The following is a 25,350-nucleotide window of genomic DNA, read 5'->3' as shown; positions in this document are numbered from 1 at the left end:
CGGAGGGGGAGAGCGGGTGTCCGGCGATCCTTCCGCGACCGCCCCCGGCGTCCCCGGTCGTCGTCCCCGGGGATCTTCGCCTTCCGCCCCGGCCCGGTGGCCGCCCCGCTCGACCGGCGGGTCACCGCCGACCGCACGGGGCTGCGGCCGACCGGGGCCGACGGACCCGGCACGCTCCCCGGACGCGTCGCGCGCGGCGCGGGTCGGCGGGGAGGGCACCGCCGGGATGCCGGCCGACGACGGGACCTGGGGTCTCTCGTTTGGATCATGCCGGGCTCGCGGGGTCACCGGCCCCGGGGCCGAACGGTGGCCGCCCGGGGCGCCCCGGGCACCTCCGCGTGGCCGAGGGGGTCGCCACCCTGCACCACGACCCCGGATCACGACCCCGGACCGCGCCCCGGGAGCCGGTCCCGCCGGCAGCCACGGACTGTCGGCCGGTCCCGTCCCGTCAGACGAGCGGCACCTCGGTGAACCGGGCCGCCACCCGCAGCTCCGCCCCGACGCGCTCCGCCGTGCGCAGCAGCTCCGGGAGGATGTCCGTCAGGCACTCCTTTGGGGTGCGGCGGGCGGCGTGCGCGGTCACGGACACCGCGGCCACGGGCCGTCCGGCGCGGTCCCGCACCGGGGCGGCCAGGGTGCGCAGGCCGGGCTCCAGTTCACCGTCCACCAGGGCGTGCCCGGCGGCGTCCGGCCCCGGCAGCAGCACCAGTCCGGCGGCGGTCGCGGCTGCCGGGAAGCGGCTGCCGAGGGTGACGTGGGCGCTCATCACGCGGGGCGTGCCCGCCCGTGCCGTGTACTGGATCTCACCGCCGGAGTCCGCGAGCACCGCCAGCGCCACCGGCTCGCGGACCCGCTCGGCCAGCGCCGCCAGGTGCGGGTGCGCGATCCCGGGCAGTGAGCTGCGGGAGAGCGGCGGGAAACCCAGGGAGAGCACGCGCGGGGTGAGGACGAAGGCCCGGCCGCTCCGGGCCACCAGGCCCGCGTGGACATGGGTGATCAGGGCCCGCCGGACCGTCGCCCGGGGCAGCCCGGTCGCCTTCGCCGCCTCGGCGAGGGTGAGCGCGGGCCGCGCCTCGTCGAAGGCCGTGAGCACGGTCAGACCGCGTGCCAGGGACTCCACGAACCCCCGGCCGAGTTCCTGCTTGGACGCCCCCGTCCAGGCGGCCAGCCCCGCCGGGGCGGGGCCGGGGGCCGCGGGCGGTGCGGTGCGCAGCTCGTCCTCCATGGCCGCGACCGCCGTGCGCAGCCGGGGGAGGAGGGTCCGGCGCAGGTCCCCGGCGGTGTGCCGGCTGGTGTGGCTCACCACGCTGGCCACGCACGCCACCCGGCCGGTCCCCGGGTCCCGCACCGGCACCGAGACCGCGACCAGGCCGGCTTCGATCAACTGGTCGTCGAGCGCGTACCCGCGGGCCGCGGCCGTCGCCGCCCGTTCCTCGAAGTCGGCGTCGCCGGTGGGGTGTTCGCGCGGCGGTACGGCGGGGAAGCCGAGGTCGCGCGGGTCCCCGGAGCGGCGCAGGCGCCAGCGGAGCCAGGTGTCCTCGTCCCACTCGGCCGCGAACAGGGGCCCGGGGGCGGTGCGTTCGGCGGGGAGCAGATCGCCGATGCGGAAGCTCAGGGACATCGCCCGGCGGCGGGTGGCCTGATGGATGAAGCGCACGCCGTCACGGTCCGCGACCGCCAGCGAGACCGACTCGTCGAGCGCGTCCGCCAGCCGGTCCGCGCGGGCGCCCAGCAGGGCGGGGAGGCGCAGCGAGGCGAGGTAGGCGTTGCCCAGTTCCATCAGCCCCGGCGCCAGGGTGACCTCCCGGCCGTCCAGGCGGACGTACTCCATGTGCGCCAGCGTCGCGGCGACGCGGTCGACCGTGGAGCGGGCCAGCCCGGTGGCCCGCTCCAGCGCGCTGAGGCCGAGGGTGCCCCCGTCGGCGTCGGTCAGCCGTCGCAGCACGGCGATGCCGCGCAGCAGGGGTGCCACGGCCTCGGCCGGCGCGTCCGCCTCCGGCGGCGTCCCCGCCGGTCCGTCCGCGGCGGGGACGACGTCGTCGGTGGGGTGTGCGGGAAGGGTGGGCATCGGTTCTCCGGTACGGCGGGCGCGGCAGCCCTACCGTAATGCGACGGCGTCCGGAGGGTGCTCCGGCCCGGCGGCCGGGAGCGGGGCGCCGGGGCCGGGCCCTTCCGCCACGGGTGGGACCGTCCGCCGTGGGTGACCGCCGTACCCGGCGTCCGCGAGCGGTGCCGGGGCCCGATCGTCCGGCCCCACGACGGCGCGTTCGGCACGCCCCTGCCCGGCCCGTGCACGGGGCGGTGACGCGGCGCGCGTACCCGCGGCGGTGTTCGGCGCCGGTGGCCCGGGGCGGTGCGCCGGTGGTCGGGGCCTCCCTCAGGGTGGGGCCGGTACGGGTGGGACCGGCCGCCGTGGGGGCCGGTGCTCCCGGTGTCCGTGAACGGTGCCGGGGCCGTGCCTACGGCTGCGCGTCGGGGTGCCCGTGCCCGGCCCGTGCGCCCGGCGCGTGCCGTGGCGCCCGTACCCCGACCGCGTACGGGGACCGCCCGCCGTGGTGACCGCCGTACCCGGTGTCCGCGAGTGGTGCCGGGGCCGGTGGCCCGGTCCTCCGCGGCAACGTGGGCGGTGTGCCCGTGCGCTCGGCGCCCGCCCTGGGCGCCCGTACTCTGACCGCGTGCCCGGCACCGGATCCCCGGATCCCCGGATCCCCGGATCCCCGGATCCCCGGATCCCCGGATCCCCGGATCCCCGGATCCCCGGCACCCCGGCACCCCGGGATCGGCGCGGTTTCCGGCGGTCCCGCACCACCCGCACGCGGGGGCACGCTCCCGCACGCGGCCCCCGTCACCGCCGGGTGATCCGTATCCGGTGGTCGCCCTTCAGGTCGGCGGAGGCGACGGCGATGGTGATGCCCCGGCGCGGGTCCCGGAACGTCTCGCCGGGGGTGAACGCGGCGTCCGACAGCTCGGCGTGGACGTTGGGGCTGCGGGTGCACCCCCCGCTGTCCCGGCGGGAGTCGAAGACCCTCACCGGGCCCATCCCGGTGTCCACGCCCGCGTCGATCCGGTAGATCAGGACGCCCGGACGGCACACCACCTCGTCGTTGCCCTCGCGGGTGCGCAGCTCCACCGCGTAGCCGCTGCGTCCGTCCAGCGGGACGACCACCAGCTTGTCGCCGCCGTCCTTGCGGGCCAGCGGCGTCAGCGTGTACTCGGTCGTCCCCGGCGCCGACGCGCAGTGCACCTGGGAGGCGTCCAGCCAGCCCAGCTTCCACTTGTGCCAGCCGAGCAGGTCGTTGTCGGCGCCCCAGTCCTCGCTCATGATGTCCCAGTGGCCGACCGCGCCACCGCCGTCCTGGGTGTAGAGGTCGGGGAGCCCGAAGACATGGCCGTTCTCGTGCGGGAGCACCCGGTAGCCGGTGCGGTCGTAGGAGCCGGAGCCGTCGTCCTGGCGGGAGTAGACGAAGGACGCGTTGGTCACGGGCACCCCGTCGGCCACCGGCGCCTCGGCGTTGCCCGCGAAGGTCACCGACAGGACCGTGTCCAGGGCGGACGGGCCCGCGTTCGGGGTGACCAGCACGTTCAGCAGGTCGTACGCGCCGAAGTCCACCTTCTCGTCGGCCGCCGCCACCAGGTCCTGGACCAGCTTGCGGTACCCGGGCTCGAAGGGCGCCCCGCGCTCTATGCCGTACTCGGCGAACGGCTTCGGCATGCGCAGCCAGTCGTGGACGGGGGCCTCGGGGCGGTAGTCCAGCCGGCCGTAGGAACTGGTGCGGAACCACTCCTGGGTCTGCGGGAAGAACTCGGCGTAGCGGTCGAGGGCCTTGCCCTCGCCGGGCGCGTCGGAGAAGTCGATCATCAGGGTGAGGGCGCGGACCGTGCCCGTGGAGCGGGCGTAGCCGGAGGAGGTGGGGACGCCCTCCGACATCTGGATCTCGGGGCCGCCGGTGATCGCGCAGGGGGCCTGCCCGGAGACCCGGGGGAGGACCGCCGGGCCGGGCCCCGCCGACGTGGTGGCGCCCGGCACGAGTCCGCCGGTGCCCGCCGAGGTGCTGACCGCGAGGGTGAGGACGCCCACCGCGGCCAGCGAGACCCGCCGGCGGCGGCGTATGCGGCGGGCCGACGGCGCCACCGGGGGCTGCGGCACCGGGGGCACCTGCGGCTGCGGTGACACTGGCACCTCCCGGGACCCCGGCAGCCGCCCGTCGCCGGCCGCCCTTGGGCCCACCCTGTGCCGGGGCGGGCGCGGGCGCGCGCTGGGGAGACCGATCGTGGGTTTCTCACCGGTAGCCGCCGGACGGGTGAAGGGCCCGGGTGGCGCCGGGCCGCCCGGACCGGGCGGCGCCGCGCGGTTTGGGGCGGGCGGCGCCGCGCGGTCCGAGGGGCGCGACCGGGGGCGGGCAAGGGGCCGTGGCCCCCGGCCGGCGGGGGCGTCCCGCGCAGGCGGGCCCCGCGCCGCCGTCAGGCGAGGGAGCGCCCCTGGGGGAGCGGCGGGTTGAAGGGGGAGGTGGCGGCGAGGGCCCACCGCTGGGGGACCGCGTGGCGGATCTCGACCACGCGCTCGATGTCGAAGTCGACGAACTTCAGGGCCCCCGGCAGCTCCTCCGCGCGCCGCCGGTCCCAGTCGACGCTCGCCCTGCCGGTGAGCTGGAGGGTGTGGCCCCGATCCCAGTCCAGGAAGAGCAGCCCGCAGGCCGGGTTGAGATGGAGGTTGCCCAGGGTCATGTAGAAGGAGTTGCCGACGTAGTCCGGCCAGGACAGCCGGCGCTCCCCGGCGGTCACGAACCCCGGGGCGCCGCCCCGGTGCGAGGCGTCGGCGCCGTGGTCCGGGGAGTGGCTGGCGATGAAGAAGGTGTCCGCCGCGCCGATCAGGCGCCGCTGCTCCGGTGAAAGCACGTCCCCGGTCACGGCGGGCTCCGGGGCCGGGGGCGGAGTGCCCCCGGGCTCCAGGAGGATCCGGCGCTGGATGTACTTGGGGCAGTTGCCCAGCACCTGACCGGCGCGGAACAGCAGCACGTCGCCGTCCCGCCGGGCCGCCCCGTTCAGCCTGATCCGGCGGGCGGTGTGCGGGTCGACGGCGACCATGCCGATGTCCCGCGCGGTGCCGAGGGCGTCCCCCAGCGGATCGCCCGGCGCGGGCAGTGCGCCGACCAGCAGCCGGTGCCGGTCGACGGGGGCGATGAAACCGGCGTCCCCGGCGACGACGGACGCCCAGACGGCGCCCCCGGCGTCGGCACCGCCCAGGAAGAGCAGGTGCTGCCGCGCCAGGAAGTGCGCGAACGGCGGCTCGATCACATCGCGGAACATCGGCGTGCCCCAGCCCGGGTGGCCCTCGCCCGCCCGCCGCTGCACGGCCTGCTCGCCCTCGTGGTGCGGCGCGCTCGTCATACCCGTCTCCTCGTGTCCCGCCGTGCCACCGGGACGCGCCGGCCCCGGTGGATGTCCGTGTGGTGCGCGGTGTCCACGCCGTGCGTGCTCCCACCGCTCGTGCCGGCTGTGCTACCCATGCCCGGGCCGCCATCCCCACGGTGCCTGATGGAATGTCAACTCGCTTGTGAACGGGGGTGGTTCACTTGCCCGACGCTCCCTCCGGGCGGACCCCCGCCCCGGCATCCGGCCCGGCCTCCCCGCGCCCTCCCGCCCGGTCCGGCGGTCCTTCGCGGCCCCCGCGGGCCACCGACGGGTGTCGGCCACCCGGCGGCCACTCGGTCCCGTCGCGCGCCGGGCAGGCCGGGGGCCGGGCGGCGGTCGAGGCGCCGGGGGAGCGCGCCGTCCTCCCGATTGACGAATCGCGCACGGCCCATGAACGAGTTGCGTCCTGTCCATGGCCCGATCGGAACGGGTCGCGACCATGGCCGGGGAGCACGTCCGCGCAGCCAGGGGCCGGTGCGGGGGCAGCGGAACGTGTCCGACGGGCCACCCTGCGTACGAATCTCTCTGTAGAAAACCAGCAGCCTGGTATGTTCCAATGAACCCGGCTAGCGGATGCAAGGGGTGACATCCGCGCCCACCAGGGCGCGGCGGCCGCAAGGGCGCGGCCAGTTGGTCGGAATACCCCTGAGTCCTCGTCAGACGGGGGGTTTGGTCAATGACGCGTGTGGGCGTTCGGACTGAGAGCCAGACCGTTGTCCGATTCAGTGTGGCCGCGCAGTCCCACGACTGCGTGCAGATTGTCCGTGACCACGACGAAGAGCCGAGCGGTACGACCGTGAGCAATCGCTTCGGTGAAGTGCGGGCGCTGCTCATCGAGGGCGGTCCGCGCGAAATGATCAGACCGAGCCGTCTGCTGCAGACCCACAAGGAGGGCTATCTGAGCATATGCCGGCCCCTGGTCGGCGAGATACTGGTGTTCCAGGACGGGAAGCACGCCACCGCCTGCGGGGCGCAGCTCGTCTGCTACGACAGCTCCCGTCCGTACAAGGTCGTCATGCCGGAGCGGTTCCGCGCGGTGACCCTCATGATGCCGCGGCGCCTGATGGGCCTGACGGCCAAGGACACCGAGATGCTCACCGCCCGGGCGTGGCCCGGATCGCATGGTCTCGGGGCGCTCCTGTCCAATCTGCTGGTCGGCCTGGAGGAGCACGGCGAGTACGTCGACACCGGCATTGACCTGCTGGGGGGCTGTGTGGCCGGGCTGGCGGCGGCGCTCTTCGCGGAGCGGCTGCGCTCGATGGCCGAGGAGTCCGGGAACGGTCGCCCGACGCTGATGCTGAGCATGCAGGCGTTCATCCGGGAGCGGCTCTCCGACCCCGATCTCTGTCCCACCGCCGTGGCCCAGCGGCACAACGTCTCCCTGCGCTACCTCCAGAAGATGTTCCACCAGCACAACACCAGCCCGGCCCGGTGGATCAGGGACGAAAGGCTGGCCCGCTGCCGCGCCGAACTGGTCGACCCGCGTTTCGACCACCTCTCCATAGCGGCGATCGGCGAACGGTCGGGATTCTACGGGGCGTCGCACCTCAGCCGCCTTTTCAGGGACCGGTACGGAGTCACTCCCCGGGAATTCCGGAAGAGCCGCGGCGCGGTTCTCGCCGAATGACGCACGATGCGCTGTTTCCCTTCAAGGTTGTTCTCGATCTTACGGAAAGGCAAGGCATTGTCCAGCTTTGAATTCCCCGGAGAGTACTACGAGATCATGCGGGGGGATTTCCGTGATCTCGCTGCCGAGACGGAGTTCCTGTCCTCCCTCGCACCGGCCGGCGGGCGCGTGCTCGACCTCGGCTGCGGGACCGGTACCAACCTCCGGGAGCTGGGTGCGCGGGGCTTCTCCTGCCTGGGAGCAGACCAGAGTGCATGTTTTATCGAGTACGCGCGCGGCAGGGGCGGCGAGGGCGTCGAGTACGTCCACGGGCGGGCCGAGGACTTCGTCACCGATGACCGGTTCGATCTGGTCTACAGCCTCTTCATGACGCTCAACTACCTCCCCCGGGCGGAGCTGCGCGGGGTGCTGCGGAAGGTCCGGGGGCTCCTGCGGCCCGGCGGCCACGTGGTGCTGGAGTTCGGCCATCTGCTCAACTTCGTCGAGGGTTTCCAGCAGCACACGGTGGGCCACCACCGGGGCGACGACGGGGTGCTCATCACCCGCCTCGCCCGCCAGGCGATCAACCCGCACGCCGCGAACTGGCGCAACGAGGAGACGCTCCTCGTCCGCGACCGCGAGGGCCGGGTCTCCCTGTACGACAACTTCTTCGACCAGGCGGTCCTGACCGGCCCGGAGGTGCGGGACCTGCTGGACGACGCGGGGCTGCGGACCGTCGCGGAGTACGGCGGCTTCCGCAAGGAGCCCGCCCCCTTCCACGGGCGCGGCCCGCTGGTGATCGTGGCGACCGCGAAGGACGGTGACTCGGAATGACGAACTCCGGCAACGCGACGTCCTTCGGCGGGGGGATGGCTTCCCGCGACGGGACGGCCCCCGGCACCCCGACGCCCCCCGGCGTCTCGGTCCTCGACGGCGGGCCCCCCGTCCCCCTGGACGTCGCCGACCTCGGCGAGACCCTCGTACGCGCCGCCGCCCGCGAGCGGCCCGGTGAGCAGCGCCTCCGGTTCGTCCGGGCCGACGGCTCCGAGGAGGGCCGGTCGTACGGCCGGCTGCTCGACGACGCCGCCCGGATCCTCGGCGGTCTCCGCGCGGCGGGCGTGCGGCCCGGGGAGACCGTGGTCCTCCAGGTGGCCGACGACCCCGAGCTGCTGACCGCCTTCTGGGCCTGTGTGCTGGGCGGCTTCGTCCCCATGCCGGTCAACGCCGGCGCCACCGCCGAGCAGCGCGCGGCGGCCCCCGGGCTGCTGCACCGGGTCTGGGACGGCTACGGCGCCCCCCGCGTCGTCACCGGCCCCGGCCAGGAGCCGGCCCCCGCGATCACGGCCGACCCGCGCTGGGCGGGGGCGTGGCTCGGGAGCACCCGCGACCTGCTGGCGCACGCCCCCGACCGGGACCGGTACCGGGCGGACACCGACGCCCCGGCCGTGCGGCTGCTGACCTCCGGCAGCACCGGTGTGCCCAAGGCCGTCGAGCTGACCCACCGCAACGTGCTGAGCCGCACCGCGGCCACCGCGCGGGTCAACCGGCTGCACCACGGGACGCACAGCTTCAACTGGATGCCCCTGGACCACGTCGGCGGCCTGGTCATGTTCCACGCCCGGGACGTGTACCTGGGCTGCCACCAGGTGCACGCCCGCTTCGATTGGGTGCTCGGGGACCCGCTGCGCTGGCTCGCCGCGATGGACCGGCACCGCTCCGACACCACCTGGGCGCCGAACTTCGCCTTCGGGCTGATCAACGACCAGGCGGACCGGCTCGCCGGGCGCGCCTGGGACCTCTCCCGGGTGCGCTACATCATGAACGGAGGTGAGGCCGTCCGCAGCGGCGTCGTCCGCCGCTTCCTGGAGGTGCTCGCCCCGTTCGGGCTGCCCTCGGACGCCATGCACCCGGGCTGGGGCATGTCGGAGACCAGCGCCGGGGTGGCCGACTGCGAGTTCTCCGCGGTCGGTGCCGGGGACGAGCGCCACGTCCCCGTGGGCCGTCCGCAGCCCGGCACCGTGCTGCGGGTGGTCGACGACCGCGACGAGCCGGTGCCGCTCGGCGACACCGGCCACCTCCAGGTCTCCGGCACCGCCGTGACCTCCGGCTACTACCGCAACGAGGAGCAGAACCGGGCCTCGTTCACCGCCGACGGCTGGTTCCGCTCCGGCGACCTCGCCTACGTCCGCGACGGCATCCTCACGGTGACGGGCCGGGCCTCCGACGTCATTCTGCTGGACGGCGTCCCCCACCAGGGCCACGAGATCGAGGCCCGGGTGGAGGAACTCGACTGCGTCGTGCCCTCGTACACGGTGGCCTGCGGGGTGAGCGCGGCGGACGGCGCGGGCGAGGAGCTGGCGGTCGCCTTCCACCCGCGCGAGGGCGTGGACCCGGCCGAGGCCCGGGAACGGGTGCGCGCCCGGGTGGCGGACTCCTTCGGGGTGCGGCTCGTCCACGCCGTGCCGGTCACCCGGGAGGACGTGCCCAAGACCGGCATCGGCAAGCTGCGCAGGGCCCAACTGCGCCAGTGGCTGGAGGAGTCGGGGGCCGTCGGACGCTCCGTCGCGGAGCCGGCGTCGGCCTGATCCGCGCCGGACGGGAGCGACCCGCGCGGTGGTGCCGGGGCCGGGCCCCCGGTGCCACCGCCCGGTCCGGGAAGGGGGACGCGTGTCCGCGATGACCGCGCTGATCGACACCACGGAGATGTATCTCCGCACCGTCTACGAACTGGAGGAGGAGGGGGTGCCGCCGCTGCGGGCCAGGATCGCGGAGCGACTGGGCCACAGCGGGCCGACGGTCAGCCAGACCGTGGCGCGCCTGCGGCGCGACGGGCTGGTCCGGATCGCCGGCGACCGCCGGGTGGAACTGACCGCCGAGGGAGGGCTGCTGGCGACGCGGGTGATGCGCCGCCACCGGCTGGCCGAGTGCCTGCTGGTCGAGGTGATCGGCCTGGAGTGGGAGCTGGCGCACGTCGAGGCGTGCCGTTGGGAGCACGTGATCACGGACGCGGCCGAGCGCCGCATCGCGGAGCTGCTGCGGCACCCGGAGCGCTCCCCGTACGGCAATCCGATCCCGGCCCCCGACGGTCCGGGGGCCCGGGCCGTGCCCCGGGAGACGGGGCTGGTGAGCCTGGCCGAGGTGGACCCGGGGCCGCGCGGCAGGACCGTGGTCGTGCGCCGCCTAGGCGAACCCCTCCAGTCGGACCCGGGGCTGATGCACGCGCTGCGCGGCGCCGGGGTGGAACCGGGCGCCGAGGTGACGGTGACGGCGGCCCGCGCGGGCCTGCTGGTCGGCGCCCGGGGCGGCACCGGCCCGGTGAACCTGTCCGACGACGACGCCCCGCACGTCCTGGTCGTCCGGCCGACCGCGCGCGTGGGGCCGTTGGGCGGCGGGGAGCCGGTCCGGTCCGGATGACCCGGGCGCCGCCGGGGCCCCGCTACCGTCCGCGCCGGAGCCCTGCGGCTGTCCGCGCCGGAGCCCCGCGGCCGTCCGTTTGCCGCAGCCCCGCGGCCGTCCGTGCCGGAGCAAGCCGCCGAGAAGGCCGGAGCCCGCCGGTGCCGTCCCGCCCCCGTGACCGGGAGGCGGCACGGCACCGGCGGGCTCGTGCGTCGCGCGGGGCCGACGCCCGCCGTGTGCCGTCGGGGTGGAGGCGCGGGGGCCGTACTCCCCGAGCGGGCCCGTGTGTTGCCAGGCTCCTGCCGTGCTCCCGCCGCCGCTCCCGTCTTCCTGCGGCTCCTTCCCCGGGCCGGCCCGCCGCCGCACCCGTTCCTCTCCGCACCCGTTCCTCTCCGTACCCGCGTTCCTCTCCGTACCCGCGGTCTCCGTTCCCGCCCGGTATCCGTTCCCGCCCGGGCGCGGGCAGGCCGCGGGCCCGCCCGCGCCCAGGCCCGCGGTCACCCGTGGGTGCCGCGGCTCCTCGCGTAGTGGCGTGCGGCCTTGGCGCGGTTGCCGCAGAGGGCCATCGAGCACCAGCGGCGGGTGCCGTTGCGGGAGGTGTCGAGGAAGTACCGGATGCAGTCGGGCTGGTCGCAGAGCCGGATGCGGTCCGCGGCCGTGGTCAGCAGCCGGAGGTAGTCGTGGGCGGCCGTCCAGGCCGCGCCCCAGACCGGGTCCGTGACCTCGGCGCGCTCGCCGGGTCCCGCGCCGGTCAGGACGGGTCTGATGCGGCCGTGGTCCAGGATCGCGTCGACCGGCCGGGCGGCCTCGTCGCTGCCCGGCCGGTCGACGGCGGCGTACAGCGCCGCGCGGGTCGCGCGCACCGCCTCCAGTGACGCCCCGTCGGCGGGGAAACGCTCCGCCAGTCCATGGCCCGACAGCCATACCCGCAGGCCGTCGGGGGTTTCGAGCAGATCGTGCAGTTGTCCGTGCTCCTGCCACCGCGTGTTCAGGAGATCGAGGGCGAGTGGCTCGCCGACGAACGGACGTGGGTCGATCTCGGTCATCGCACCATCCTCCATCCGAATCCATTTCTAACCCCTCAAGCGTACGTGACCGGTTGCAAGAGGCATGCCTAACCTTTAAAGTCGCTTTCGTTGGTTAGTCCGGCCGGTGTGTGCGGACGGACCAAAGTGCGTGCGCGTTCGCGCGAGAGGGGAGGGTCCGCCGTCCCTAGCGTGAGGACTGCGCGAGACCGGCCGGACCGCTCGTCCACCGCCGCCCGGGGTCGCCCGTCCGGCTGCCCCGTGGGGCGGCTGGCCGGTCGTCGCGCCCTAAGAGAGCGAGTACGCAGCTATCAGGAGGGGTTTCAATGACTGTGACGGAGACTCTCAATCCCATGACCGACGAGGACCGCGGCCCCGCCACCGCGGCGGAGATCCTGGCCCGCGCCCGGGCCCTGGCCCCGCTGCTGCGCGAGCGTTCCGAGGAGATCGCGCGCAATCGGCGCCTTCCCGAGGACGTGGTCCAACTGGTCCGCGACACGGGCGTCTTCCGTATCGGCATGACCAAGGACTGGGGCGGCCCCGAGCTGACCTTCGCCGAGCAGACCGAGGTGATCGAGGCGCTCTCCTACGGCGACCCGGCCGCCGGCTGGTGCGCCATGATCGGCATGGACACCTGGATCTACGCGGGCTACCTGGACGAGACCGTCGTCAAGGAGATGCTCGCCAACCCCGATGCGATCACCGCCGGTCTGATCTTCCCCGTCGGCCGCGCCGAGCGGGTGCCCGGCGGTTACCGGGTCAACGGCCGCTGGCCCTTCGGCAGCGGGATCAGCCACGCCGACTGGGTCGTCGGCGGCTGTGTGGTGCACTCCGACGGCGAGCCGGAGCCGGGCGCTGACGGCGCCCCGGTGAACTGGCGGCTGATCGTGGCCCCCCGCGAGCAGTTCGAGCTGGTGGACACCTGGCACACCACCGGACTGGCCGGCAGCGGCAGCATGGACTACCGGGCCAACGACCTGTTCGTGCCGGAGGAGCGCTCCTTCGACTTCACCACCCCGCGCGGCGACGGTCCCCTCTCCGCCCCCGACGCCTTCCTCGGCAACGTGCCCGGCGTGCCGCTGGGCATCGCCCGCGCCGCCCTGGACCACGTGCGCGAACTGGCCGCCGGCAAGGTCGAGAAGGGCACCGGCGTCCCGTGGGCCGAGAGCTACCGGGTGCAGACGGCCATCGGCCAGGCCGAGATGGAGCTGTCCGCGGCCCGCTACGCGGTCTACGGCACCCTCGACGAACTCTGGGACCGGCTGGAGGCGGGACAGCAGCCGACGCCGGACCAGCAGGTCTCCTCGGCGCTGGCCCGCGTCAACGCCTTCCGGACCGCGCGGTCGATCGTCACCCGCCTCGCCGACCTCGTCGGCACGGCGTCGATCTACCGCAGCTCCCCGCTCGACCGCTGGGTCCGCGACCTGCACACGATGTGCCAGCACATCCTCGCGCAGGAACAGATCGTGCAGTCCGCCGGAGCCCACCTCCTCGGTGGCACGCCTCTGGCGCCCTTCCCCCTCGGGCTCAAGGGATAACCCCGGGCACGGTGCTCGCCGGCCGGTGGGACGGGCCCGTTCCGCCCATCGGCCGCACCGCCGGCAACGGACGCAATGACCGGCAACTGACTAGATGAGGACAGGACATGGCAACTTCCAGTGAAGTGAGAGTCGACGTCGCACCCCCCGAGGCGGGAAAGCCCGGCGGGGACAGGTGGGGCGTCCGCGAGTGGGGTCTGCTCGTCAGCGTGTGCGCGGCATTCTTCCTGGACGCCCTCGACAACATCATGGTCGGCATCGCGGTCCCGCCGATCCAGGCGGACCTGGGCATGAGCACCGCGTCCGTCCAGTGGGTGGTCAGCTCCTACGTCCTGGGCTTCGGCGGCTTCCTCCTGCTCGGCGGGCGCATGGCCGACCTGCTGGGACGGCGCCGCATGTTCCTCATGGGTGTCGCCGTCTTCGCCGTGGGCTCCCTGGTCGGCGGACTGACCAACGACGGACTCGTCGTTATCGTCGCCCGCTTCGTGATGGGCATCGGCGCCGCGTTCACCGCGCCCGCCAGCCTGTCCATCATCATCACCAACTTCCGCGAGGGCCCCCAGCGCAACCGCGCGGTCGGCATCTACACCGCCTGCGGCGCGGTCGGCTACTCCACCGGCGTCATCGTCGGCGGCGCCCTGACCGAGATCAGCTGGCGCTGGACCTTCCTCCTCCCGGTCGTCGTCGCGCTCGTCGCCTTCGCCGGGGCCGTCGTCCTCGTCCCCCGCGACGTGCGCAGCACCCTGGGCTCCGGCAAGTTCGACGTCGCCGGCGCCGTCAGCGTCACCGCCGCCATGCTGCTCTTCGTCTACAGCATCGTCGAGGCCCCCAACGCCGGCTGGACCTCCGCCCGCACCCTGGGCACCTTCGCCGCCGCCGTCGTCCTGCTCGCCGTCTTCGTCGCCGTCGAGCGCCGCGCCGAGCAGCCGCTGCTCCGCCTCGGCCTGCTGCGCAACCGCGCCCTGGTGGGCGCCAGCCTGGTCGCCGCGGCCATCCTCGGCACCTACATGAGCTTCCAGTTCATCGGCGGCCTCTACCTCCAGTCGCTGCGCGGCTGGTCGCCGATGGAGATGGCCCTCGCCTTCCTCCCCGTCGGCCTCCTGATCATGACGATCGCCCCCCGGGCCGGGAAGCTCATCGCCCGCTTCGGCATCCACTGGATGATCTTCGCGGGCTTCGTCGCCTACACCGCCTCCTACCTGCTCTTCCTGCGCATCGACGAGACCTCCTCCTACCTCTGGGTCATCCTGCCCAGCGTCGTCCTCATCGGCATCGCCTTCCCCTTCTCCTTCCCCGCCGCCAACGTCCAGGCCACCAACGGCGTCGCCGACTCCGAGCAGGGCCTGGCGGCCGGTGTCCTCCAGACCGGGTACCAGGTCGGCGCGGCCGTCGTCCTCGCGATCGTCACCGCCACCATGGCCGCCGACGGCGACGGCGGCACCTCCGCCACCCTGTCCGGCTACCACTCCGGCCTCTACGTGGTCACCGGCATCTCCGTGATCACCATGGTCCTCACCCTCGTCGCCGCCCTCCGCGCCTCCTCGCGGCGCCGCGCCGAGGCCGCCCGCAGCGGTTCCTAGGGCCTCTCGTCCGGATCACGCCGGGCTCGCGGGGTCCGGCCCGATCCAGACGAAGGACCCCGGGCGGGCCCGTCCCACCGCCCGTCGCGGCCTGACCGCACCGCCCACCGAGCCCGGCCGGCGTCCCGCCCCCTCCTCCCCTCCCGGGGAGCGGGCGGGACGCCGGCCTCTTCCCCGAATGCCGGATGCGCGGTGACCGCGGTCCGGCATAGTCGGCTTGCCCGGGCGGCACCGACCGACCCGGCGGGACCTGGAGATGAGCAGATGGACCGCAGCGGGCAGTGCCCCTTCGTCATGGACCCCGACGGGAGCGACATCCACGGCGAGATCGCCCGGTTACGCGACCGGGGACCGGTGACACAGGTCGAACTCCCCGGCGGAGTGGTCGTCTGGTCGGTCACCGACGACGCCCTGATCCGCGCGCTCCTGCTCGACCCGAGGGTCTCCAAGGACGCCTACCGGCACTGGCCGGACTGGAACGACGGCACGGTCCCCGCGGACTGGCCGCTGGCCATCTGGGTCTCCGTGCGGAACATGGTCACCGCCCACGGCGAGGACCACACCCGGATGCGCAGGCCGGTCGCCTCGGCCTTCACCCGGCGCCGGATCGCCGCCCTGCGCCCCCGCATCCAGCGCACGGCCGACGACCTCCTCGACGCCATGGCCGCCGAACCGCCGGGCCGGCCGCTCGACCTGCGCGAGCGGTTCGCCCACCCGCTGCCCCACCTCGTGATGTGCGACCTGTTCGGCATCCCCGAGGAGTACCGCGCCGGACTGCACCGGATCATCAAGGGCTTCTTCCGCACCTCCGCCTCCGCCGAGGAGGCGCGGGCCAACGCGGAGGCCCTGCACACCACGATCGCGGACTTCCTCGCCCACAAGCGCGGGAACCCGGGCGACGACCTCACCTGCGACCTCATCGCCGTCCGCGACGAGAACGGCGCCGCCCTCACCGAGGAGGAACTCGCCGACAACCTCATCCTGCTGTACACGGCCGGGTACGAGACCACCGTCAACCTCCTCGACCACGCCGCCCACGCCCTGCTGCGCGACCCGGAACAACGCGAGCTGGTCCGGCGGGGGGAGGCCGGCTGGGACGACGTGACCGAGGAGGCGCTGCGCCACGAACCGCCGGGCGCCCACGCGATCCTGCGCTACGCCGTCGAGGACATCGACACCGGCGGGACGGTGATCCGCCGGGGCGACCCGATCATGATCTCCTACGCGGCGGCCGGACGGGACCCCGCGCGGCACGGGGAGAGCGCGGACCGCTTCGACGTCACCCGGCCCACCCGCCGGGAGCACCTCTCCTTCGGCCACGGCGCCCACCACTGCCTGGGCGCGCCGCTGGCCCGGCTGGAGGCGTCCATCGCCCTCGGCTCCCTCTTCGCGCGGTTCCCGCGGCTGGCGCTCGCCGATCCGGACCGGCCGCCCGCGCCGCAGCGGTCGTTCATCTCCAACGGGCACCGGGAGCTGATGGTCGTCCTGGACCACGAGGCCGTCGAGGACTGACGGACGGCCACCGGCCGAGGCGGCCCCGTGCGGGGCGGCGTGCGGCGTGCGGCGTGCGGTGGGTGAGGGCGGGTGGCGGGGAGGGGCGAGGGGCGGCGCGGTCACGGCCCCGTGCCGCCCGGCCCGCCGGCCTCGGCGGCCCCGGGGGCCCGCGCCGGGGCCGCCGGGAACACCGCGCCGCCGGGAACACCGCGCCGCCGGGAACACCGCGCCGCCGGGAACACCGCGCCGCCGGGAACACCGGGCCGGACCGCGCCTCCGGGGGCGCCCTCCGCCCGGCGGCGCCGTGCCGGGCGTGCCACCCCGGCCGGGGGACCGGCCGGGGGAGCCGCCGTGCGCCGTCCCGGGAGCGCGCGGTCCCGCCCGGCGTGTGTCACGGCGCGCTCCCCGCGAAGGCGCGCGGGAGCCCATGACGCCCCCGCGCGGGGCCCGTTGTGTCCGCGTACGGGTGGCGGACCCGTGCCGCGCCCGGCCCGCGGGCCGTCCCCGCCTGACGGCGCTCCCCGCCTGACGGCGCTCCCCGCCTGACGGCGCTCCCCGTCCCGCGCGCGTCCCGGGGCCCGGAAGATGTCCGGTTCGGTACCCCTCCGGTCCCCGCGAAAGGGCCAGGGGGTCCATGGTGGGGAAGGATACGTGCACAGAGGTATGGTTTCCGGGAACCGGAGGGGTTGATGCACAGTGGCCCAGCAGGAACGTGCCATCAGGACAAGGGAGTTGATTCTCAAGGCGGCGGGCGCGGTCTTCGCCGAACGGGGATACGACGGCGCGACCATCTCCGACGTCTACTCACGGGCCGGGCTGACCAAAGGGGCGTTCTACTTCCACTTCTCCTCCAAGGAGGACCTCGCCGAGGCCATCCTGGAGGTGCAGGTGGTGCCGGGCACGTACCCCATCGTGCGGCGCTCGCTGAAGCTCCAGGAGCTGGTGGACGCCGGGCTCGTGTTCGGCCACCGCCTCATGCACGACCAGATGCTCCAGGGCAGCGTCAGCCTCTCGCTGGAGCGCGGCGCGCACCAACTGGACCGCAGGAGGCCCTTCCTGGCCTGGGCCGACCACAACCTCGTGGGCCTGACCGAGGCGAGCGAACAGGGTGAGCTGTACCAGTGCGTGGACCTGCGGGCCACGGCCGAACTGCTGGTCGGAGCCTTCTCGGGGGTCCAGATGCTCTCCCATGTGCTCAGCGACCGCCGGGACCTGACGCAGCGGCTGTCGGTGCTCCTCACCCAACTGCTGCCCACCATCACGGTGCCCGGCGTGCTGGCCCGGCTCGACCTGACCGCCGACCGGGGCGAGCGGGTGGTGGCGGAGGCGGAGGCGCTGGCCGGGGCGGGCGCCCTGCCCGGGGCCGGCGGTCGGGCCGTCGCGCCCGTGGAGGCGCCCACCGGGGAGGCGGGGCCGGGCGGGCCGCCGCCGGGGCCCGGGACGGCGGCCCCGCTGGGCGGGGCGCACGCGCGGCAGTGCCGCAGCGGCTGCCGGTAGGACACCACTCACCGGCCCCCGTGGAGCGCGGACTCCGCCCGCGCCGGGGGACACCGCCCGCCGGGAGAAGGGGAGCCCGGAACCGCCCAGGGCCACGCGCCCGCCGCCCCCGCACCGGGCGCCCGAGGCCCCGGCCCGGCCCGTGACGTGGCCCCCGAGCCCTCGCCTACGGGTCTTTTCTCGCCCCGCGCGCCCGAGAAACATGCACGCCGGTCTGTTTTCGACAGGCGTGCGACGGCCATGACGCCGCACCCCGCCGCCGCGGCCCCTGCACCCCGCTCCCCTGCCGCTTTCCCTCCCGCCGCCCCGCCTCCCGCCGCCCCGCGCGGGCCGCTCCCCCCGGGCGCGGCGGCGGCCACCGCCCCCGCGCCGGGGGCGAGTTCACGACAGGCGTGGACGGAACAGTTCTCGTGCGCTCCCCCGCAAAATCGCCACCCACGCGCTCTGTAACGTCACCGGAGCCGAACCGGGTTTCGCCATTCTCCGAGGTTTTCGACCTCCGGCCCCGGAACGCTCACGTATGTGCGCACATTCGGCCTTTCCCGGAGAGGATCATTCATGGGCGAGTTGTCAGCGGCCGGCCGTCCCGCGGTCGCCGTGAAAGACGATCTGCGTTCCGTCATGCGTCATTTCGCCACCGGTGTCTGCGTGGTCAGCACGTATTCGGACGCGGAACCCGCGCGCCGGCACAACGCGCTGACGATCAATTCCCTGACCTCCCTCTCGCTGGAACCCCAGCTGGTGTCGCTGAGCATCCGCCGCGATTCCACGTTCCTGGACGACCTGATGGAATCCGGGGTCTGGGCCCTGTCCATCCTGGACGGCGGCGGCGAGGACCTCGCCCGGATCTTCGCGCGCCCCGCCGAGGAGCGCGGCAAGGCGCTGCGCAGCCTGCCCGCGGAGCCCGGCGCCGAGACCGGGGCGCTCGTCCTCGACTCCGCGGCCTGGATGGAGTGCCGCTACCGGGACCACCTGGAGGCCGGCGACCACCTGCTGGTGGTCGGCGAGGTGGTCGGCGCCGGGGTGCGCCGCTCCCGGTCCTCCCTGGTCTTCCTGCACGGCGCGTTCCACCGCGTCGACCAGCACGCGATATGAGCGGTCCGAAATAGCCGCGGACGAGGAACTCCACGTACTTCATATACCGATGGGTGGCTGACACATGTCTGGAATATCGATCGCTGTGGTCGGGGGTGGCGCGTCCGCGGTCTGCCTCGTCGACGCGCTGGCCCAGGCGCAGGGCCCCACGGGCAGTATCACGGTGTTCGAGCCGTCGCCGAATCTCTGGCGGGGCCGTGCCTATCAGGTCGACATCGACACCATCAAGGTGAACGCACCACCGGAGGACATGTCCGTGCGCGTCGGCGACATGGGCCACTTCCGGCGCTGGCTGGAGGACCGGGAACGCGTCGTCGACGACTTCGACAGCGCCGACCCGTATTCCGGCATGAATTTCCCGCCGCGCACCGTGTACGGCGAATACCTGGAGCAGTCGGCGTACGCGGCCCTCGGGAGACTCCGCCGGAAGGGCTGGCGGGTGGACCTCGTCGGCGCGGCGGTCACCGGCGCCCGGCGCACCACCGACCAGGTCCGGCTGACCACCGGCAACGGCAGCGCCGGCGACTTCGACTACGTCGTGCTCTGCGTCGGCGGCGACGGCCCCAAGGACGCCTACGGGCTCGCGGGCACCCCCGGGTTCATCGCGGACCCGTACCCGATGTCCCAGCGGCTGCGCGAGATCGGCCCGCAGGAGGACGTGGCGGTCATCGGCAGCGGGCTCACCGCCGTCGACATCATCCTCGCCCTCTCCGCCCAGAACCACCGGGGACGGATCAGCCTGCTCTCGCGGCGGGGCGTGCTCCCCGGCGTCCGGCAGTGCCCGATCGCCTTCGAGCCCCGCCACCTCACCAAGGAGCGGATGCGGGCCCTGGCCCGCAGCGGGCGCGAGCTGACCCTGGAGGACTTCGCGCGGCTCGTCGCGGCCGAACTGCGGGACGCCGGGGCGGACGTGGCCGCGGTCCACGCCGAGGTCACCCACCTCGGCGACGAGAGCCCGGCGGAGCGGCTGCGCCGGCAGTTCGCCGCCGTCAACTCGCCGGACCCGGGACTGCGCATCCTCCAGCACGCCGTCCCCGACATCGGCCCCGACGTGTGGCCGCAGCTGCGGGAGACGGACCGGACCGAGCTGATCCGCACCCACTACCGCACCATCATGAGCCTGTGCTGCCCCATGCCGCCCGCCAGCGCGGCGGCCCTGCTGAAGCTGGTCGACTCCGGCCGGCTGCGCATCCGCCCCGGACTCCGCGGCGTCGCCGAACGCCCCGGCGGCGGCTTCGAGATCGCCCTCGACGGCGAGCCGTCCTTCGCCGCCGACCGGGTCGTCAACGCGGTCAGCGCCTCCGAGAGCCGCGTCCCGGCCGGAGCACGGCCGCTGGTGACCACCCTCACCCGGAAGGGCACCGCGAGCCTCCACCCGCACGGCGGTCTCCACCTCTCCCGCACCACCAGCAGCCTGCTCACCGGCAAGAGCGAGGACCCGCGCCTGTACGGCCTGGGCACCATCGGCGCCGGGTCGCTCTTCTTCACCTTCGGGCTCCCGTCCCTGGTGGACCGGGCCGAGGACATCGTCGCCGCGATCCTGCGGCACGCCGGGGCCGGTCTCGCGGCCCGCGCCGCGGACGTCCTGCTGCCCGCGTGAGTCCCGCCCGGGACCGCCCGCCGCCGTCCCGCGACCCCGTCCGTCCCGCACCGCCCGCTCCCCGTACCCGCCCGTCCACGGCCGTCCGGCCCGTCCGCGGCCCGTCCAGAGAGAGGCAGCCCCGCATGACCACGATGACCGACCCGACCACCGAGCCCCGGGCGGAGTTCCTCGCCGACACCGCGACGGGACTCCCCATCCCCGGCGAGCCGGTCTTCGCCACCCACGAGGAGACCCGCCGGCACCGCCGGCAGCGCCTGGCCGCCGCCCTGCGCCTGTTCGGCAAGTACGGCTTCGGTGAGGGGATTTCCGGTCACATATCGGTCCGTGACCCGGAGTACCCCGACCAGTTCTGGGTCAACCCCTTCGGCGTCTCCTTCAAGCACGTCAGGGTGGCCGACCTGATCTGCGTCGACGCCCGGGGCCGGGTGGTCCACGGCAGGCACCGGGTGAACCCCAGCGCCTTCGTCATCCACTCCCAGATCCACGAGCTCCAGCCCGGCGCCACCGCCGCCGCGCACGGCCACACCGCGCACTCCCGCGCCCTCGGCGCCCTCGGCCGCCTGCTGGACCCCATCGACCAGGAGTCCGCCGCGTTCTACGGGCGGCAGGTCCTCTACGAGGCCTACGAGGGCCCGTCCGTCTCGCTGGAACAGGGCCGCGACATCGCGGAGCACCTCGGCGACAACCGGGCCATCCTGCTGCGCCACCACGGCCTGATCACCGTCGGCGGCTCCCTGGACGAGGCCGTCCACTGGTTCTTCACCTACGACGGCTGCGCCCAGGTCCAGTTGCTCGCCCGCGCCGCCGGCAACCCGAAGAAGTTCACCCACGAGCAGGCCGTGGCGGCGGGCGACGGCTTCGGCGACGCCCAGCTCGGCTGGTTCAGCTTCCAGTTGCTCTGGGACGAGATCGTCCGTGAGGAGCCCGACCTGCTGGACGAGTGAGCGCCCGCCGCCGCCCGCGGCCCGGCGGCCCGCCGCCCCGCCGCCCGCGCCCCGCCGCCCGCGGTCCGGCGCCCCGCCGGCCCGGCGGCACGGGGAGCACGGCCGCGGGAGGCCGCCCACCGGCCCCGCCGGGAGCGGCCCCCGCGCGGCGCTCCCGCCCCGCGCTCCCCCCCCCGTACGTCCCGCCCCGCACCATCCCGCACCGCCATGCAACCGGCCCGCACCGTCCCGCGACCGGCCCCCACCGCTCCGCACCGCCCGTGTCCGGCGCACCGCTCCGCACCCTCCCGCCCGAGCCTCCGCGCGGTGACCCGCGCGGCATCCCCTGTGAGACCGACGAAGGAGCCCTCCCATGAACGCACCCCAGGACACGCCACCGCGCTCCTGGCGCGACCTGCCCGCCGCGCAGCAGCCCACCTGGCCCGACGGACCGGCGCTCACCGCCGTGCTCGATGACCTCGCCACCGCCCCGCCCCTGGTCTTCGCCGGGGAGTGCGACCGGCTCCGGTCCAGGCTGGCCGCCGTGGCCCGCGGCGAGGCGTTCCTCCTCCAGGGCGGCGACTGCGCAGAGAGCTTCGACGCCGTCTCCGCCGACCAGGTCCGCGACAAGGTCAAGACGCTGCTCCAGATGGCCGCCGTGCTCACCTACGCCACCTCCGTCCCGGTGGTCAAGGTCGGCCGCATCGCCGGCCAGTACTCCAAGCCGCGCTCCCAGCCCACCGAGACCCGCGACGGCGTCGAACTCCCCGCCTACCGCGGCGACGCGGTCAACGGCCTGGACTTCACCCCGGAGAGCCGCGTCCCCGATCCCGAGCGGCTGCGCCGGATGTACCACGCCTCCGCCGCCACCCTGAACATCGTGCGCGCCTTCACCACCGGCGGATACGCCGACCTGCGCCAACTGCACCACTGGAACCGCGACTTCGTGGCCGGCTCGCCCGTCGGCGAGCGCTACGAGCGGCTCGCCCGGGAGATCGACCGGGCGCTCGCCTTCCTCGACGCCTGCGGCGCCCGGACCTCCGAACTGGACACCACCGAGTTCTACTCCAGCCACGAGGCGCTGATCCTGGACTACGAGGCGGCCCTCACCCGCCGCGACTCCCGCACCGGCGACTGGTACGACGTCTCCGGCCACCTGGTGTGGATCGGCGAACGGACCCGCCAACTGGACGGCGCGCACGTCGAGTTCGCCTCGAAGGTGCGCAACCCCGTCGCCGTGAAGCTGGGGCCGACGGCCACCGCCGACGAGGCACTGGCCCTCATCGACCGCCTCGACCCCGACCAGGAGCCCGGCCGGCTGTCCTTCATCGTCCGGATGGGCGCGGGCCGGGTCCGCGACGCCCTGCCCGGACTCGTGGAGAAGGTCACCGCCTCCGGCGCGCGGGTCGCCTGGATCTGCGACCCCATGCACGGCAACACCTTCACCGCCCCCAGCGGCCACAAGACCCGCCGCTTCGACGACGTGGTCGACGAGGTGCGGGGCTTCTTCGAGGTCCACCGCGAACTCGGCACCCATCCCGGCGGCATCCACGTCGAACTGACCGGCGAGGACGTCACCGAGTGCGTCGGCGGCGGCACCGAGGTCGGCCTCGACGACCTCGCCCACCGCTACGAGTCCTCCTGCGACCCGCGCCTGAACCGCTACCAGTCCCTCGACCTGGCCTTCCGGACCGCCGAGCTGTACCAGGACCGCGCCCCCGCCCCCACCGCCGCCGACCGGTCCGCCCACCCCCTCGCCGGAGCGTGGGGATGACCGTGCGCGCGGTACGCGGCGCCGTCCAGCTCGACCGGGACGACCGGGCCCACCTGGTGGACAGCACCAAGGGCCTGCTGAAGGAGATCCTGGACGCCAACGGGCTGGAACAGGCGGACCTGATCAGCCTGCTGTTCACCGCCACCCCGGATCTGAGCAGCGAGTTCCCGGCGGTCGCCGCCCGGGAGCTGGGCATCACCGACACCCCGCTGCTCTGCGCCCGGGAGCTGGACGTCGCGGGGAGCCTGCCGCGCGTCGTGCGCGTCCTGTTGCACGCGGAGACCGACCGGCCCAAGCACGAGGTCCGCCACGTCTACCGGGGCGGCGCCGCGCGGCTGCGCGCCGACCTCGGCGCCCCCCTGGAGGAGACCCGATGATCCGTACGGCGGCCGTGGTGGGAACCGGCCTGATCGGCACCTCGGTGGCGCTGGCCCTGGCCCGCAGGGGAGTGGCCGTCCACCTGCTGGACGTGGACGAGTCGGCGGCCCGTACCGCCGCCGCGCTCGGCGCGGGCACCGTCGGCCCGCCCCCGGCCCCCGTGGACATCGCCGTGCTGGCGGTGCCGCCCGGCGCGGTCGGCGGGGTGCTCGCCGCCCAGCAGGCCCGGGGCCTGGCCCGCAGCTACACCGACGTGGCCAGCGTGAAGAGCGGGCCGGAGCGGGACGTCCGGAGGATGGCCGACCCCTCCTGCCACATCGGCGGCCACCCCATGGCCGGGCGGGAGCTGTCGGGACCGCTCGCCTCCTCGGCCGACCTCTTCGAGGGGCGCTCCTGGGTGCTCACCCCCACCCCCGAGACCGGGACGGAGACCCTGAACCGGGCCCTGACGGTGGTGGCCCTGTGCGGCGCGGTGCCGGTGGTCATGGACAGCGCCGCCCACGACCGCGCGGTCGCCCTCGTCTCCCACACCCCGCACCTCGTGGCGTCGCTGATGGCGGCGCGGCTGGAGCAACTCCCCGACGAGGCCTCGCGGCTGGCCGGTCAGGGGCTGCGGGACGTCACCCGGATCGCCGGGGGCGACCCCCGGCTGTGGGGCGACATCCTGGGCGCCAACGCGGCGGCCGTCGCGGACGTCCTGGCGTCGATCGCCGTGGACCTCACCACCGCGGTGGGCGCGCTGCGGGGGCTGGCCACCGACGAGGCGGACGCCCGCGAGGAGGGCGCGCTGCTGGTCGCGGACCTGCTGGGCCGGGGCCGCGAGGGCCGGAGCCGGGTGCCCGGCAAACACGGCCAGAAGCCGTCGCGGTGCGTGCCGGTGCATGTGCTGATCGGCGACCAGGCGGGCGAACTGGCCCGGCTGCTGGCGACGGTGGCGGGACTGGACGTCAACGTCGAGGAGGTGTCCATCGACCACTCCCCGGCCGAGCGCAGCGGACTGGTGGAACTGGTCGTCGAGGCGTCCGCCGCCCCGGGGATGACCCGGCGGCTCATGGAGTACGGCTGGGCGGTGCGGCTGCCCGAGCCGTCCGGTCCGGACGGCCCCGACGGGACCGGGCCCGCGCGGGACACCGGCGGCGGCCCCTTCCGGGTCCCCCTGGCCGCCGCGAGCGCCTGACTGGCCCTCCCGGACCGCCCGGTGCGAGGACCGGCCCCCGCCGGGGCCGGTCCCGCCGGGGCGTCCCGGGCACCACCGAGAACCGAGAGACGGCGGATCTTTCCCGCCCACCCCATCGAGGAGCGATGAGAACGTGTTGAGCAGGTTGCGCTGGCTGACGGCGGGGGAGTCGCACGGTCCCGCACTGGTGGCGACGTTGGAGGGGCTTCCGGCCGGGGTGCCGGTGACCACGGAGCTGGTCGCGGGTCATCTGGCGCGGCGGCGGCTGGGGTACGGGCGTGGTGCGCGGATGAAGTTCGAGCGGGACGAGGTGACGTTCCTGGGGGGTGTGCGGCACGGGTTGTCGCTGGGGTCGCCGGTGGCGGTGATGGTGGGGAACACGGAGTGGCCGAAGTGGGAGCTGGTGATGTCGGCGGATCCGGTGGACCCGGAGGTGCTGGCGGCGTCGGCCCGCAATGCTCCGCTGACCCGGCCGCGTCCGGGTCACGCCGATCTCGCGGGGATGCAGAAGTACGGGTTCGGTGAGGCGCGTCCGGTGCTGGAGCGGGCTTCGGCGCGGGAGACGGCGGCGCGGGTGGCGCTGGGTGCGGTGGCGCGGTCGTTCCTGTGGGAGGTGGCGGGTGCGGAGGTGGTGTCGCACGTGGTGGAGCTGGCGGGTGCGCGGGCTCCGTACGGTGTGGTGCCGGTGCCGGGTGATGTGGAGCGGCTGGACGCGGATCCGGTGCGCTGTCTGGACCCGGACGCGTCGGGGGCGATGGTCGAGGAGATCGACCGGGCGCACAAGGACGGCGACACCCTGGGCGGTGTGGTGGAGGTGCTGGCCTACGGGCTTCCGGTGGGCCTGGGCTCGCA

General features: G+C 74.8%; 19 protein-coding genes. 15 read left to right on the top strand and 4 right to left on the bottom strand.

The window, feature by feature from the left end:
- Positions 1–448: 448 nt before the first annotated feature.
- From GTY84_RS29055 to GTY84_RS29045, 3 genes are all read right to left on the bottom strand, one after another.
- Positions 449–2,068 (bottom strand): helix-turn-helix domain-containing protein, encoded by a 1,620-nt coding sequence (locus GTY84_RS29055; RefSeq protein WP_161229385.1) that lies wholly within the window; start codon positions 2,066–2,068, stop codon positions 449–451.
- Between the two features lie 777 nt (positions 2,069–2,845).
- Positions 2,846–4,147, bottom strand: a complete 1,302-nt coding sequence (locus GTY84_RS29050; protein ID WP_345943553.1) for a M6 family metalloprotease domain-containing protein — start codon at positions 4,145–4,147, stop codon at positions 2,846–2,848.
- Between the two features lie 314 nt (positions 4,148–4,461).
- Positions 4,462–5,388, bottom strand: coding sequence for a pyridoxamine 5'-phosphate oxidase family protein (locus GTY84_RS29045; RefSeq protein ID WP_161229384.1), 927 nt, complete (start codon positions 5,386–5,388; stop codon positions 4,462–4,464).
- A 700-nt stretch (positions 5,389–6,088) separates the two neighbouring features.
- Between GTY84_RS29045 and GTY84_RS29040 the strand changes: the two genes are divergently transcribed.
- From GTY84_RS29040 to GTY84_RS29025, 4 genes are all read left to right on the top strand, one after another.
- Positions 6,089–7,039, top strand: a complete 951-nt coding sequence (locus GTY84_RS29040; RefSeq protein WP_237532769.1) for a helix-turn-helix domain-containing protein — start codon at positions 6,089–6,091, stop codon at positions 7,037–7,039.
- A gap of 57 nt (positions 7,040–7,096) precedes the next feature.
- Positions 7,097–7,852 (top strand): class I SAM-dependent methyltransferase, encoded by a 756-nt coding sequence (locus GTY84_RS29035; protein ID WP_161229382.1) that lies wholly within the window; start codon positions 7,097–7,099, stop codon positions 7,850–7,852.
- Complete coding sequence (locus GTY84_RS29030) at positions 7,849–9,603, top strand: AMP-binding protein (RefSeq protein WP_161229381.1); 1,755 nt, start codon at positions 7,849–7,851, stop codon at positions 9,601–9,603. Before GTY84_RS29035 ends, GTY84_RS29030 begins: the two co-directional genes overlap by 4 nt.
- A gap of 91 nt (positions 9,604–9,694) precedes the next feature.
- The gene (locus GTY84_RS29025; protein ID WP_161229422.1) at positions 9,695–10,432 is read left to right on the top strand and encodes a metal-dependent transcriptional regulator; all 738 of its coding nucleotides are present in this window, start codon (positions 9,695–9,697) and stop codon (positions 10,430–10,432) included.
- Positions 10,433–10,911: 479 nt separating this feature from the next.
- Here GTY84_RS29025 and GTY84_RS29020 read toward each other — a convergent pair whose 3' ends face one another.
- The gene (locus GTY84_RS29020; protein WP_161229380.1) at positions 10,912–11,460 is read right to left on the bottom strand and encodes a CGNR zinc finger domain-containing protein; all 549 of its coding nucleotides are present in this window, start codon (positions 11,458–11,460) and stop codon (positions 10,912–10,914) included.
- 332 nt (positions 11,461–11,792) lie between these two features.
- On the opposite strand from GTY84_RS29020, the gene GTY84_RS29015 reads away from it, so the two are divergent.
- The 11 genes from GTY84_RS29015 to aroC form a co-directional block, all read left to right on the top strand.
- On the top strand, positions 11,793–12,977 hold the full coding sequence (locus GTY84_RS29015; protein WP_161229379.1) for an acyl-CoA dehydrogenase family protein: 1,185 nt from the start codon (positions 11,793–11,795) through the stop codon (positions 12,975–12,977).
- Positions 12,978–13,084: 107 nt separating this feature from the next.
- Positions 13,085–14,557, top strand: coding sequence for an MFS transporter (locus GTY84_RS29010; RefSeq protein ID WP_161229378.1), 1,473 nt, complete (start codon positions 13,085–13,087; stop codon positions 14,555–14,557).
- Between the two features lie 264 nt (positions 14,558–14,821).
- Positions 14,822–16,069, top strand: a complete 1,248-nt coding sequence (locus GTY84_RS29005) for a cytochrome P450 (protein WP_161229377.1) — start codon at positions 14,822–14,824, stop codon at positions 16,067–16,069.
- A 678-nt stretch (positions 16,070–16,747) separates the two neighbouring features.
- Positions 16,748–17,548: a ScbR family autoregulator-binding transcription factor gene (locus tag GTY84_RS29000; protein ID WP_161229376.1), complete on the top strand. Its 801-nt coding sequence runs from the start codon at positions 16,748–16,750 to the stop codon at positions 17,546–17,548.
- 558 nt (positions 17,549–18,106) lie between these two features.
- Positions 18,107–18,643 carry a flavin reductase family protein gene (locus GTY84_RS28995; protein ID WP_202551956.1) on the top strand — a complete coding sequence of 179 codons (537 nt, stop codon included), beginning with the start codon at positions 18,107–18,109 and terminating at the stop codon, positions 18,641–18,643.
- A gap of 64 nt (positions 18,644–18,707) precedes the next feature.
- Entirely contained in the window at positions 18,708–20,243 is a 1,536-nt protein-coding gene (locus GTY84_RS28990; protein ID WP_161229375.1) for an FAD/NAD(P)-binding protein, read from the top strand.
- A gap of 125 nt (positions 20,244–20,368) precedes the next feature.
- Complete coding sequence (locus GTY84_RS28985) at positions 20,369–21,190, top strand: class II aldolase/adducin family protein (RefSeq protein WP_237532768.1); 822 nt, start codon at positions 20,369–20,371, stop codon at positions 21,188–21,190.
- A gap of 352 nt (positions 21,191–21,542) precedes the next feature.
- Positions 21,543–22,943, top strand: coding sequence for a 3-deoxy-7-phosphoheptulonate synthase class II (locus GTY84_RS28980; RefSeq protein ID WP_161229374.1), 1,401 nt, complete (start codon positions 21,543–21,545; stop codon positions 22,941–22,943).
- Entirely contained in the window at positions 22,940–23,320 is a 381-nt protein-coding gene (gene aroH / locus GTY84_RS28975; protein WP_161229373.1) for a chorismate mutase, read from the top strand. Before GTY84_RS28980 ends, aroH begins: the two co-directional genes overlap by 4 nt.
- On the top strand, positions 23,320–24,498 hold the full coding sequence (locus tag GTY84_RS28970; RefSeq protein WP_161229419.1) for a prephenate dehydrogenase: 1,179 nt from the start codon (positions 23,320–23,322) through the stop codon (positions 24,496–24,498). The genes aroH and GTY84_RS28970 overlap by 1 nt, the downstream gene beginning before the upstream one ends.
- Before the next feature lie 136 nt (positions 24,499–24,634).
- Positions 24,635–25,350: chorismate synthase (aroC, locus tag GTY84_RS28965; RefSeq protein WP_161228230.1), on the top strand; the 716-nt coding region annotated here is incomplete at its 3' end.

The organism is Streptomyces sp. SID8352 (assembly GCF_009862265.1).
Classification (GTDB): Bacteria; Actinomycetota; Actinomycetes; order Streptomycetales; family Streptomycetaceae; genus Streptomyces.
Note: the sequence above shows the minus strand (reverse complement) of the source record. Positions and strands in the feature narration are given on the sequence as shown.

What these genes read in the sequence shown, in the direction of transcription:
- GTY84_RS29005 (WP_161229377.1), top strand. Translation starts at nt 14,822, where the DNA reads ATGGACCGCAGCGGGCAGTGCCCCTTCGTCATGGACCCCGACGGGAGC.
- GTY84_RS29010 (WP_161229378.1), top strand. Translation starts at nt 13,085, where the DNA reads ATGGCAACTTCCAGTGAAGTGAGAGTCGACGTCGCACCCCCCGAGGCG.
- GTY84_RS28985 (WP_237532768.1), top strand. Translation starts at nt 20,369, where the DNA reads ATGACCACGATGACCGACCCGACCACCGAGCCCCGGGCGGAGTTCCTC.
- GTY84_RS28990 (WP_161229375.1), top strand. Translation starts at nt 18,708, where the DNA reads ATGTCTGGAATATCGATCGCTGTGGTCGGGGGTGGCGCGTCCGCGGTC.
- GTY84_RS29025 (WP_161229422.1), top strand. Translation starts at nt 9,695, where the DNA reads ATGACCGCGCTGATCGACACCACGGAGATGTATCTCCGCACCGTCTAC.
- GTY84_RS28980 (WP_161229374.1), top strand. Translation starts at nt 21,543, where the DNA reads ATGAACGCACCCCAGGACACGCCACCGCGCTCCTGGCGCGACCTGCCC.
- GTY84_RS29045 (WP_161229384.1), bottom strand. Translation starts at nt 5,388, where the DNA reads ATGACGAGCGCGCCGCACCACGAGGGCGAGCAGGCCGTGCAGCGGCGG.
- aroH (WP_161229373.1), top strand. Translation starts at nt 22,940, where the DNA reads ATGACCGTGCGCGCGGTACGCGGCGCCGTCCAGCTCGACCGGGACGAC.
- GTY84_RS29030 (WP_161229381.1), top strand. Translation starts at nt 7,849, where the DNA reads ATGACGAACTCCGGCAACGCGACGTCCTTCGGCGGGGGGATGGCTTCC.
- GTY84_RS29015 (WP_161229379.1), top strand. Translation starts at nt 11,793, where the DNA reads ATGACCGACGAGGACCGCGGCCCCGCCACCGCGGCGGAGATCCTGGCC.
- GTY84_RS28995 (WP_202551956.1), top strand. Translation starts at nt 18,107, where the DNA reads ATGGGCGAGTTGTCAGCGGCCGGCCGTCCCGCGGTCGCCGTGAAAGAC.
- GTY84_RS29020 (WP_161229380.1), bottom strand. Translation starts at nt 11,460, where the DNA reads ATGACCGAGATCGACCCACGTCCGTTCGTCGGCGAGCCACTCGCCCTC.
- GTY84_RS29055 (WP_161229385.1), bottom strand. Translation starts at nt 2,068, where the DNA reads ATGCCCACCCTTCCCGCACACCCCACCGACGACGTCGTCCCCGCCGCG.
- GTY84_RS29040 (WP_237532769.1), top strand. Translation starts at nt 6,089, where the DNA reads ATGACGCGTGTGGGCGTTCGGACTGAGAGCCAGACCGTTGTCCGATTC.